The sequence below is a fragment of the Enterococcus sp. C46 genome, from assembly GCF_040887565.1.
In the GTDB taxonomy this organism is placed as follows: domain Bacteria; phylum Bacillota; class Bacilli; order Lactobacillales; family Enterococcaceae; genus Enterococcus_B; species Enterococcus_B lactis.
This window is the reverse complement of the sequence record NZ_JBFOGA010000002.1, coordinates 376,192-388,065: the sequence shown is the minus strand read 5'-3', so window position 1 is coordinate 388,065 and position 11,874 is coordinate 376,192. Positions and strand designations below refer to the sequence as shown.

Genomic DNA, 11,874 nt, shown 5'->3' with positions numbered 1-11,874 from the left:
CAAACTTTTTTTACAAAAAAAAACGGCAATGAATGCCGCTCTTCTTTTTTCGATTCTTTTATAATTCTGCTTCTGATTCATCTTTGGTTAGTGTGTGTCTAACACTAGTTACGCCAAATGTTTGATCGATTTTTTCCTTCAACGCTTCGATTGCCTGTGCGCCACGTGCCGCTTGTTCAGCATTGATGGATTCAATGACCAGCACCGCTGCTTGCGTTTCTTCCGTCAGCATCGTTCTTTGGGCTTCACGCCAGTTGAGACAGCGACAGATTGCTCCTTGTTCATCATAGTAGATGATTTCTTCCGGAAGTGCCGGAGCATCGGAATCTGCACCTAAAGGCAGGAATGATTCGCCACCTTGGGCTTTTCCTAGATGCAGATTTCCTGAAATCTTTTCGATATCTTCTCCGCCGCAAGGTACGCCAAAAGACAAGGAAATACTATTATAAATATCTACAAGCGGATTGATTGGGAAAAATTCTCGTTCTTGATTTGCACGTTTCAGTAAAGCTTCAATAGAAGAACGTGCACCTTTTTTAGTCTTGAATGTGGTAAAAGCCTGACGCCACTGAGCAATGACTTCGTTTTGGCTGAATGTTTCTTCTGTAAGGTAATTTCTTGCTTCTTTTGCCGCGCTATTCAATAATTGATGATACGTTTCTTCAGTTTCTTCTGTTACGTGATTATCGATACCACTCGCGGATAAGATTTCGATGGTTGCTTCAGGAAATACTTCCCAAAAATTGGCATCCACTATTACTTTTTTCATATGTTTACACCTCTTGATTAGAATAATTCCTTGATGAATAGATCGTCTGTTTGGGGATCATCTCCCATATAAAAAATATGTTCACTGTACTTGGTAAATCCTCTTTTGCGATAGAAAGCGAGCGCAACATCGTTGTGTTCCCACACACCGAGCCAAATGGCTGTTTTTTGCTTTTCTTTTGCTTTTTTGATAGCTGTATCTAGTAAAAATGTACCAATACCTTGATGTTTAAATTTTTTTCGTACATAGATTCGCTCGATTTCTAAAAAATGATCATCCATTTCCTCAGATTGACTCGTTCCTATATTTAGTTTCAGGTAACCCGCAGGCTCTTGGTCGATACTTACTAGTAAAAAATCAGTTTCTTTCTCTTTTAGCTCTTCTGTAAGTTTTTCTGGCGCATAAGCTTGTCTCAAGTAAGCAGCTAGATGCTCCGGCGAATTATCTTTTCCAAATGTATCTGTAAATGTTTCGATACTGATTTGTTGTAGTAAGTCTACATCTGAAGGCGTCATTTTTCGAATTTCGTATTTATTCACGGCTTCTTCCTTTCAATAGATCCTTTTATTACCTTTTTTGACAAAATTCCAATCTTCGCTAATATTCTTGCATACTTTCTTTAAAAGATATTCCAGTTGTTTCGCTTCCTCGTCAGACAGACCATTTAATGCGACTGCATTAGAGTAGTTGTTTTCTCGGATGATGAAAGGATAGATTTCTGCTCCTTTTTTAGTCGGATAGAGTTTCTTGATTTTTTTATTTTCTTTATCTTCCAAACGTTCGATCATCCCATTGGATTCTAATTTCTTGATTGCTCGTGCAGTCGTTGTACGATCTACTTTGATCATTTCTGCTAGTTTTTCTTGGATGATTCCTGGATTTTCGCAAATACGTACTAAATAAAGATACTGCCCTCTTGTTAAATCAACTTCTTTGAATTCGATATTGCTGATAGAATCCAGCGCTCGGGCAATCATTCCGATGTCTCGAAGAATTTCAGCCATTTCACCCCACCTTTATTTTGTTTGTAAGACTAGTTTACCTCTTTTTGTTGCAAATGCAACTATTTTTTGATAAAAGAACGAGTTCTTTTTAGAGAACTCGCAGAGTAAATAGCTTTCTTCTTTTACGAAAAAACTCAATCGCAATAAAGCTGGTTTTTGTTTTCTAAAATGAGCAACTGCTTCTTTGTTGTTCGTTTTTCTGATAGCTTTGGCAACTCTTCTATGCTAAAAAAACCCATGTCGGAAGTTTCGTTGTCCTCAATAAATTTTGCATCTTCATCGTGGATCGTACAAGCAAAAACAAGCTTATAATACTGAAAAAGCTGCGGAATATCTTTTTGTTTATTCGTATCAAAAACCGCTCGCAGCTGTGTAGATTCTACTGTTAAACCCGTTTCTTCATAGACTTCTTTCCGCACGTTTTCTTCAGGAGATAAACCTATTTCGGCAAATCCGCCTGGCAGTGACCATTCTTTCGTCCGTTTATCTTCGATTAGTAGGATCTTGCCGTCTTTTTTGATATAGGCACGAACATCAACTTTTGGTGTGGGATGACCTTCTTCAATAACTGTAAGTGCTTTTATTTCTTCGAAAGTTTCTTTTCCTATTTCACTGATCAATTCCAATGAGATCGTCCGAATCTCCTCAAATCGTTCTTTATCGAATACATCTTTTCCATAATACAGACCAGCTTGAGAAAGTGCGAGTAGTCTTTTGTATTGAGCCAACTTGTTATTCATTCTCTTCCCTTCTTTTCATCGAATGTATGACTATGTAATCAAGTATAGAAGACTGACCTAATTACGGCAAATAAACACAAGGAAATCGGCAATAAATAAAAGAATATTAAAAAAACATTTTAGAACAAAAAGACATTCGACTCCTCTGTGCTGTGAATAACCGATGTTCAAAAGCTTGCATCTGCGGTAATAAGCCCTACCAAACGAAAAATAGGAGGAACTATTTTTGTTTGGCTGTTCTTATTACTTGATGCAGGACAGCTTTTTCACAACCTCAAGAGAAGAGCCGCCTGTCTTTATTACCTGTCACTATCAAACCATTTCTTCGTTACTTATTGTCATTGATTTCTTTTTCTAATTTATCCAATAATGGAGTGTAATCCACTTGAGTATAGTCTGTTACATCAAATTCATATAGTGTTCCTAACTGGAATTCATCATATTTTCGGTCAGTGATGATCTTTTTGAATGCTTCTTTCGTAATATGGTTCGTCCCTTTCGATCGATCTTCCAATATGTCGCCATAGTGATAATGATCCATGATATAGCTCAAATGACGATCTGGTTCACGATCACGTTTGTACCGACGTTGCCATAACACTTCAAAATCTGCTGTCAGGCGAATCGTAATCACCTGATATCCGTATCTTTCTGCTAATTCTTGGAGTCGAGTTTTTTGCTTATCACTAAAAGGATACTCGGACACAATCACTTTCTTTCCTGCTTCCATATACAGATCAAGTGCTTTGTAATAGAAAGGATAAACTTTCGTCCTTTCTTGTTCCGCCCGTTCTTCCAAGTTGTTAAAACCGATGGATTCTGCATAATATTCCTTGATTTCATCGAGCGTGATGGCATACATATCTGGAAATCGTTCCCGTAGTTTATTCATAAGATATGTTTTTCCTGTACCAGGACTACCAGCTAGAAGAATGAAATACTTTTTCATCTCATTTGTTTCCTAAGTTAATTGGACTTTCCAAGTTCATAAACAGTCCAATCTTATGCTTGACAATTTCTTTTACTGCTTCATTTGCTGGAATCACATTATGGCGAAGAGACTTGTTGATTTCTGTTTCACTAAAGGTTCCTTTAGCCACTTTTGTCCAGTTGACTAAAAGCTCCGTTCCAACATTGAATTTGCGGATCCCGTTATTGATCAATTCAGGATAATCTTCTTCTTTCACACCTGTTCCGCCATGGATAACGAGGGGGACATCGACTACTGCATCGATTTCTTTCAGCAAGGGAATGTTCACTTCTGTTTTTGATTTGAATTGTCCATGATTCGTACCAATAGCAATAGCTAATGCATCCACACCTGTAGCTTCTACAAATTTCACTGCATCTTCCGGTCTTGTATATACCTTGTCATTTTCAGCGACATGGATCCCTTCTTCTGTACCGCCGATCGTTCCAAGTTCTCCTTCTACGGAAACACCGTGTGCATGGGCATATTCTACCACTGCTTTCGTTTTCAAGATATTTTCTTTGAAAGGCAGATGGGACCCGTCATACATGACAGAAGTATATCCGCTATCGATTGCTTCTTTGATATCATCAAAGTCTCGGGCGTGGTCTAAGTGCAAGACTGCATCAACCATTTCTTCTTCTGCAATAGCTGTCATTACATTGACTAACACATGCATGCCGATATATTTTGCGGTGTCGACACTTGTTTGAATAATGATCGGCGAGCCCATTTCTTTTGCTGCGCCTAGCATGGCAGGAAGCATTTCTAGGTTATGTGTATTAAAAGCTCCAACTGTAAAATTCAATTCTTCTGCTGTTTTTGTTACTTCTTTCAATGTTGTATACATCTTTTATTGCCACCTTATCTTTTTATTTATTTCCTTTGATCGTTACTTGTTTTGCAATTTGTCGCATCTCATCCATTTTGCCCATGTAGTAATCGATTCCTTGATCATCCCCAGCACGAGCAGCATCTGCACGCTTCTGGTTATAGAGGCTCATCAGTTTTTTATACCCATCTCCGATCGTCTGTTTATTTTCCAAGCTCTTTTCTAAATATTGGATGGCTTGATCGTTCTCATACAATTCAGAAAATTTAAGTCCAATTTGTTCATAAAGTTCCGCTAATTCGTGCTTCTCTTGAGTCGTTGAAATCTCTTGATTTAATTGTGTAATCTCTGATTGAATCTTTTCGATCGCTTCTGGCGAGAGGATTTTTTCCTCTTTTATCGATCTTTTTTTTGGTTCATTTTCTTTTTTCTTAAAAAATCCGAACATCATTTTCCCTACTTTCAATTAAAATGCTTTCAAAATTGGGCTTAAAATCCAGGCATATAAGAGTGCGGCGGCTACTGTATCTACATCGGTTGCTGTAGCATTGATGAACCCCATCGAATTAAAGATCGTTACTAGCAAAGCAGGCAATAATGTAATAAAGAAGCCATGAGCAATACCGCCAATGATCGCTCCTCGACGTCCGCCAACTGCGTTACCAAATATCCCCGCTGTTCCTCCGGCAAAGAAATTCGTTAGCATACCTGGTAAAATCATCGCTAAGCCGAACATCGGCAAAGTGAACATGGCAATAATCGTACCGATCGTTGTCGTAATGAAACCTAAAATAACAGCATTTGGGCTGTAGGGAAAGAAAACTGGACAATCTAAGGCAGGAATCGCATCAGGAACTAATTTCATAGCTATCCCTCGAAATGCCGGCACGATTTCACCTAACAGTAGACGTACACCAGCTAGCAATACATACACACCCACTACGAATTGGATGGCTTGTAAAAAGGCAAACATGATATAGTTTTGATCTCCTGATAATTCAGAAGCGAATGGTTCACCTGCAAATAAAACAGTGATGATATATAGTGGAACCATCACGACCATGACAGACAGATAAGTATCTTGCAAAAACTCGAAATGTGTAGGCAGCTTGATATCTTCGATCGATTTTTTATTTTCGCCTTTCTCACCAAAAAGTTTAGCCACACCGGCTTCAAATAAGTACCCAATCGTACAAAAATGCCCTAAAGCAATATCATTTGATCCTGTGATTTTACGAATGATTGGTTGTGCTACTGCCGGCATAGCAATGGCGAAACAAGCTCCGATAAAACCACCGACTAAGATCAATACGATTCCTCGCAGACCGGCGAAATAACCAAAGACTGTCGTCATCGTCGCCATCCATAAAATGGCTTGACCAGTTAGAAAAATGTACTTCCATTTTGTGAACCGAGCTAAAAGAATATTGAATACAAAAATGGCTAAGAACGTCAGCGCAATATCTCTGCCTAAACCTAAATCATTCATTGCTTGACCATTGATAGATTCAATCGAAGGGATGATCCCTTGCATATGGAATCCTTCAGTAAAAATTTTCCCGAAATAAGTTAAACTCCCAACGATGATACTCGAACCAGCACTCAACACTTGGAATCCTAGGAGTGTCTTTAACGTGCCAGAAATGACTTGTCCTGCTGATTTCTTCTGCAGCAGTAGACCCAACATAGCAATCAATGCAATGGTGATCGATGCCTGAGTCAAAATATTTTCGATGATAAAATTGATAACGCCCATGTTTTTATCCTCTTTTCTTTTTTATTTAGATAACTCCCTTATCTTGTAAAACTGGGGTGATTTTTTCTTCAATTTCATTTTTCGAGACAATATTTTTCAAATAGATCATCGCTGTTTTAGGATCGACTGAGAATTTTTCGAACTGCGAGCGAAAATTTTCTGCTGTGATGATCACATCTGGTTTCATGGACACTGCAGAAGAAATATCACAATGGTCCAGTTTGGCTTCTACTCCTAATTTGTTCAAAACATCCTCAGCAGACATCTGTGCTGCAAAACTACTTCCTAAACCTGCGCCGCATACGAATAAAATGTTCAATTTGTTCATCTTTGTTCTCCCCCGTATCATTTATTATTTCTCAACTACTGAAAAAGCAGTTGTTTGAAATCTTCCACATTGGTGCATTCGATCAATCGATCCAACTTCTCTTCGTTGTTGATCAGTTCGATCAGTTCTTTCATGATGTTCAGATGCGAGTAGGAATCTACTGCTGCTAAACAAAAAATGATCTTTACTGGATCCATTTCAGGATTACCGAAATCGATTGGTTGCTCAATCGTAGCTACGCTGACTCCTAACTTATTGACCCCATCTTCTGGTCGAGCATGGGCTAGCGCCATGTGTTTACCAATCACGATATATGGCCCGTATTCATTCACTGCACGAATCATCGCTTCGACATAGCGTTCTTCAACAATGTTTTCTTTGACCAATGGTTTAGCAGCTCGTTCAATCGATTCCTCCCAAGTAACGGCTTTTTCTTTAATTATGATATTGCTGTCCGTCAAAATATCTTTTAACATAGGCTGGATCTCCCTTTTGTTGATTTCTAAATTGTTTGTTTCGAATAATTTTTCCAACTTGCCATAGATGATGCGGTCCACTCGGCCACCACTTTCTTCCATGACACCGATTATTTGAGTGAATAACTGCGTCGATTCATGACTGTTAGGTTTTAACCGCTGCAGTTCTTCATTTCTTTTCAAAAAATCTTCTATAACTAAAATATTCGTCTCAGTCAGAATTGGATCGACAACTAAAAGCGGCTTGTTTCGATAATTCAATTGAAAGGTGCTGAAAACCAAATCGACATCCAGTTTATCCACTAATTCGATTTCTTTTGAACTTAAAACTGCAGTAATCTCAATCTGAGGAAATTTTTCTTTCAGATTTTCTGCTAACAGATTCCCGGTAGCCATGCCGTGATTACAGACAACAACTGATTGATAAACATAATTCAGGTCTCGCTTGATCACACTGGCAATCGTCGAAAAGTGGATGACAAGAAAAGCTATCTCGTCCTCCAGTATCTTGCCGCCAATTACTTCTTCGATCGTAGGAACAAAATGAGTGACTGCGCGGTGGATTGGAAAATAATTTGTTCGGATGTTTTCTTTCAATGGATTCATGACTTGGATAGCATGCTTGATTCTTATGATCAGTGCAGCCATGTGTTTATAGAGATTTTCGAATAAAGCTTCTTCTTTTAGATGAAAAGGTATGTGTGTCTCGTTCTCTACAAATTGGATCAATTGGATCGTTAGTAGTTGAGCTTGTACCCACTCAATCGAATTGGAGATATCTCTAGCATTGAACGTCTCGATAGTGAAACGAAGATAATTTCTTTCTACTTGTGGGACATTGTTCAACTGAAATTCCGTGATCATGTAGTCGATAAATGCAGAGAAGCTGCTGTCTTTTATTTCTGTATTTTTCCAATTAATGGCGGAGATGAATTCATGTTTCCTGATTCGCTGGATCCAGATCAATGTAAAAAGCAGAATTTGCTTTTTATAAATATCATCCTCTTGTTTTAACAACTTATTGGAATAGATCTCCTCTATTTTTTTGATTTCCACCAAAGGAAAATAATGGAAAAAGATTTTTTGAGCCGGTGTTAGTTGCGCGTCTTGATTCATAAAGAAGTCGGTCATCCCCAGATTCTGATTGATAAAATCATAGATCATCGTACGGATAGATCGTTCTGAACCTTTATAAACCAGTCCCTGCTTTCCATAACTGACGATCTCGATTCCATAACTGACCAGTGTTGCTCGTAATCGTCGCATATCTTCATCTAACGTACTTTTAGAGATTTGAAATTCTTCTTCTTTTTTGTTTAGATGGATCGGGTTTCGGCTGTAAGCAATGGCTAAAACTAAATCAAAAATACGTTCCCGCCGATTCAAAAAGCCGTCTTTCACCTCTTTTATTTCAGTTTCTAATCGAACTTGCTTGTCATTCTCCAGTTTCAACAAAAAACCTTTGTTGCGAATTGTTCTGATTTCCGGAAGCTTTTTACTGCTCAACCAGATATTCGCTTCAAGAACTTCCTGTCGGATCGTCCGCTGACTGACATGGAAATCAGCTGCTAGATGTTCCGCTTTTACTGGATATTGGGCTGTCATGATTCTGTGAAGTATTTCAATTGTTCTTGTTTTCATAGAAATGATCTCCTTCTGATTCCAAGTATATGATTCCGCTTACATAATAAAAAGTAGATATTTCTGCCACTTGAAGTGGAAAGAAAGTAAGCATAGCAAACAAAAAATAAGCCGTATGCTTTTTCAACTTCTCAACGAAAAAGACATACGCCTATTATTACAAAAATTTTGCCCATCTATACAAAAAAGAGGTCATGAAAAAGCTGTCCTGCATCAAGTAATGAGAACAGCCAAACAAAAATAGTACTTCCTATTTTTCATTTGGTTGGGCTTATTATCGTAGATGCAAGCTTTTGAACACCATTTAGTGGAGAGGTTGTGACAGAGATGTTCAGCCTTGAGCGACAAGAAGCGATTTTGAAAAATAGCTTCCCATATTTTACAAAATCGTGCCTTATTGCCGATAGGCTATCTCTGGAACACCGTTTATTCAGAAAAAGGAGCTACGACAAAATTTTTGTCACAGTTCCGTTCATAAGTATTTTCTGTCAATCCAGCATAATCGGCTGGATAAAATCTGCTTGCCATCTTTTTTCTTTCTCAGAAAAATCAAAATACCATATCTGAGAAAAATACTGTCGTTGTGTCTTACTTCCTGAGATCACTCGCCCATCTTTTCGATCGACTGAATAATCACAGCATCTGAAATCAATTCGGATGGCAAAACTATTTTCGTGGATCTGTCGATAATTCCCTACTTCCTGAATAGTTATTTTTTTAGTATGATTTCTTACACCGTCTGCTTTGTTTTTTTGCAGAACTTTCTGATGTTCGGCAAACAGCTTGTCTGTATAACAGCTTCTGGCTTTTTCAGGAGTTTCTTCTTCCCAAGCAGATTGGATCTTCATGAATATCTTTTGGATTTCCAGAAACTGTGCTTTCTTTTCTTTAGCCGTTCCTGACATGCGGGACAATATCTCCGCTTTCAGCCTTTTCTTTTGTCTTTTATTCTTGACGATAGAAAAAGCAGAAACCCCTCCTACTGACAAAACAGCTAATGCAAGAAATCCCGTTTGCTCATAACTAGAAGGACCTGTACTTGGACCATAATACCCATAAGAATCTCTGCCGTAAGAACGACTGCTAAAATAACTGCCCCCATATGAACGACCGCCAAATGAACCTCTGCCCGAACTTCGACCGCTAGATGTACCTCCACCATGACCACCCGCGATAGCGAATCCTTGGGTCGGCAGAGCAAACAAACATAGGCCCACTAACAAAATGATTGCTAAATAATTGATTTTTTTCATTGCCTTCCTCGTTATCTTTTATTACAAAAAACTATTGTTATCATAGCCTTGCTAAAAGGAAGAGTCAATAACCAGATGCATAAACTGTTTTTTTAGCAGCTTTGTCTTAATTTAATCATTAAGTGACATCGGACAGACCTAGGTGTTGGCAGTCCATATTTCCTCTATCTTCAGCATGAACAAGCTGGCAGACAAAAGATCTGCGCTTCCTCCAGGAGAGATTTGGTTTTCCTGACAAAAGTGCAACAGTGCTATAAATGGACGATTTGGTAAAGCACTTTGACTAGCAGCATGAGCAAGTTTCTGCATTTCCACTAACGTTTTCTGATCACTGCGATGCAAGACACAGGTGTCATCTAAGGAACTCATCAAAACTAACAACATATGCATTTGTTTCTGTACATCAGAATCATTATCTAGCTCCTTAGCAGCTTGGATTGCAAGCCTTATATGCGGATAACCCAACACTACTTCTTCATATGCACCATTTATGCCGTATTTTTGCTTCACCGTATGCCCATGAGTGTTTTTTTTATGACGATATTTTGTATCAGGAAAAGCAGCAAGTTTACTGACATCATCAAGTATTTTGGATAAAGAAAAAGGCTGTTCCGTACTGATTTTTTGCGCAGTGACACTGATCAATAGCCCCATTGCCCAAATCGATCCTTTATGGGTATTGATGCCATCTGTAGCAATCAACATTGCCTTTTCCGCTTTCCGTCCAATCTCAGCAATCTTTTCTCTTAACTCTTGATCGATAGCATGTTGCCATGCTATTTGAGCCATTTCTTCAAAAAAAGGAGTCAGCGTCTTCGCAGACTTAAGAAATAAAGCATAGTCCATATCGGAATGTGCACCCGCATCCAGTGCATCCACTAATCCAGGTTTTGGGCTTAATGTTACTTCTGCGATCAATGCTTCCTCTACCAACGCAGCGAGTTGCTGAGTCACTGCTTTTTTTCGTTCGTCATTTATCATGACACTCACTCCTTCTTTCTATTACTTGTTGAACCCTTTTTTGATGGCTACCCAAATGATGTGAAGCAACCAGCTTAAAGCAAATGCACAACTTGCCGTCATTAGATACGCTACAAGAATCATGACTCCTGAAGGTAACTGCAGCCAATTATCTTTAAATAATAACAACAGTACTTGGAAAACAAAGACATTTGCTAAATACGTACGGTAAGCATAAACAGACAACCATTTGAACAATGGTAATTTTGGCGAATCGTTTACAATCATTTTTGAAGCGCCCATGAAGACAGCAAAGATGATGACTAAACTGTACAAACTTTGGATCGTATTCAAGTAAGGCGCATTCGCAAAGCTCAAGTCTCCTGGATGTGCGAGCAATGAACGGACAGAAAAGAACGCGATAACTAAGCCAACAGGTAAGAAAAGATAACGTACTCTGTCCAAATATTGATAGACTTTTTCGTGATAAACAAATGCGGCTACCCCATAAATCCCGTAAATCATAAAACTAGCAACAAACCGATCTAACAAGTACCAGCTGTCATGATAAGGACCAGTCAATACTTGTGTTTGATAGAACAGATACCATGCAACATATAAAATCGTTGAGCCAATCAATACTGGCCATACATAATTTTTATTAGCAAATACTTTGTAACCGAGCCAAACAAAAAACGGCATGAACAATTGGATCTGCAGCATCATCACGGTATACCATAAATGAGGTGCTCCATCACCTGTGACATATTTCAGTAAAAAGCTTGCAGTATCCGTATACGGAGTTTGTTGTTGGACTGCTGGGAATAGCCAAAGATAAGCCGTCGTCCATAGAAGATACGGAACGACTAGTTCAAAAAACTTTTCCTTCAAAAATTCCCAATAAGACAAATGCTGACTTGTTTTTACCATATTATAGACAATTGCAAAAATAAACATTGGTGCTGTGTATTTAACGATGACGTAAAAGGTACCAAGAAAAGCTGTATTTGTTGCGCTGTGGCTGTTTGCCAAAGCAAAGCTCAATATCGTTTGCATCATAACAGCCGTTACAGCTGATACTTTCTGGAAGTCACTTACGTTGATTTTGTTTTTTTTGTTTTCAAACATCTCTTTCTCTCACTTTT

General features: G+C 38.5%; 13 protein-coding genes. All 13 read right to left on the bottom strand.

Annotated elements, in window-relative coordinates; translation table 11 throughout:
- Positions 1 to 58: 58 nt before the first annotated feature.
- Complete coding sequence (locus tag AB3I27_RS05070; protein ID WP_104760351.1) at positions 59 to 769, bottom strand: B3/4 domain-containing protein; 711 nt, start codon at positions 767 to 769, stop codon at positions 59 to 61.
- Between the two features lie 17 nt (positions 770 to 786).
- Entirely contained in the window at positions 787 to 1,284 is a 498-nt protein-coding gene (locus AB3I27_RS05065) for an N-acetyltransferase (RefSeq protein WP_002316636.1), read from the bottom strand.
- A gap of 36 nt (positions 1,285 to 1,320) precedes the next feature.
- Positions 1,321 to 1,773: a MarR family winged helix-turn-helix transcriptional regulator gene (locus tag AB3I27_RS05060; protein ID WP_002310676.1), complete on the bottom strand. Its 453-nt coding sequence runs from the start codon at positions 1,771 to 1,773 to the stop codon at positions 1,321 to 1,323.
- Between the two features lie 134 nt (positions 1,774 to 1,907).
- Entirely contained in the window at positions 1,908 to 2,513 is a 606-nt protein-coding gene (locus AB3I27_RS05055; RefSeq protein WP_104760352.1) for an NUDIX hydrolase N-terminal domain-containing protein, read from the bottom strand.
- Positions 2,514 to 2,841: 328 nt separating this feature from the next.
- Positions 2,842 to 3,462 (bottom strand): AAA family ATPase, encoded by a 621-nt coding sequence (locus tag AB3I27_RS05050; RefSeq protein ID WP_002312719.1) that lies wholly within the window; start codon positions 3,460 to 3,462, stop codon positions 2,842 to 2,844.
- Between the two features lies 1 nt (position 3,463).
- Positions 3,464 to 4,333: a class II fructose-bisphosphate aldolase gene (locus AB3I27_RS05045; protein ID WP_002310673.1), complete on the bottom strand. Its 870-nt coding sequence runs from the start codon at positions 4,331 to 4,333 to the stop codon at positions 3,464 to 3,466.
- A gap of 22 nt (positions 4,334 to 4,355) precedes the next feature.
- Positions 4,356 to 4,763: a hypothetical protein gene (locus tag AB3I27_RS05040; RefSeq protein WP_002330731.1), complete on the bottom strand. Its 408-nt coding sequence runs from the start codon at positions 4,761 to 4,763 to the stop codon at positions 4,356 to 4,358.
- Positions 4,764 to 4,781: 18 nt separating this feature from the next.
- A complete protein-coding gene (locus AB3I27_RS05035) occupies positions 4,782 to 6,071 on the bottom strand; it encodes a PTS sugar transporter subunit IIC (protein ID WP_002312716.1) in 1,290 nt (429 codons plus the stop codon).
- A gap of 25 nt (positions 6,072 to 6,096) precedes the next feature.
- Complete coding sequence (locus AB3I27_RS05030; protein ID WP_002292534.1) at positions 6,097 to 6,399, bottom strand: PTS sugar transporter subunit IIB; 303 nt, start codon at positions 6,397 to 6,399, stop codon at positions 6,097 to 6,099.
- Between the two features lie 35 nt (positions 6,400 to 6,434).
- Positions 6,435 to 8,516 carry a PTS sugar transporter subunit IIA gene (locus tag AB3I27_RS05025; RefSeq protein WP_104760353.1) on the bottom strand — a complete coding sequence of 694 codons (2,082 nt, stop codon included), beginning with the start codon at positions 8,514 to 8,516 and terminating at the stop codon, positions 6,435 to 6,437.
- A gap of 488 nt (positions 8,517 to 9,004) precedes the next feature.
- Positions 9,005 to 9,769 (bottom strand): TIM44-like domain-containing protein, encoded by a 765-nt coding sequence (locus AB3I27_RS05020; RefSeq protein ID WP_002310667.1) that lies wholly within the window; start codon positions 9,767 to 9,769, stop codon positions 9,005 to 9,007.
- A 138-nt stretch (positions 9,770 to 9,907) separates the two neighbouring features.
- On the bottom strand, positions 9,908 to 10,750 hold the full coding sequence (mdcB, locus tag AB3I27_RS05015; protein ID WP_368022916.1) for a triphosphoribosyl-dephospho-CoA synthase MdcB: 843 nt from the start codon (positions 10,748 to 10,750) through the stop codon (positions 9,908 to 9,910).
- Positions 10,751 to 10,771: 21 nt separating this feature from the next.
- On the bottom strand, positions 10,772 to 11,857 hold the full coding sequence (locus tag AB3I27_RS05010; protein ID WP_104760355.1) for an acyltransferase: 1,086 nt from the start codon (positions 11,855 to 11,857) through the stop codon (positions 10,772 to 10,774).
- Positions 11,858 to 11,874 lie beyond the last annotated feature (17 nt).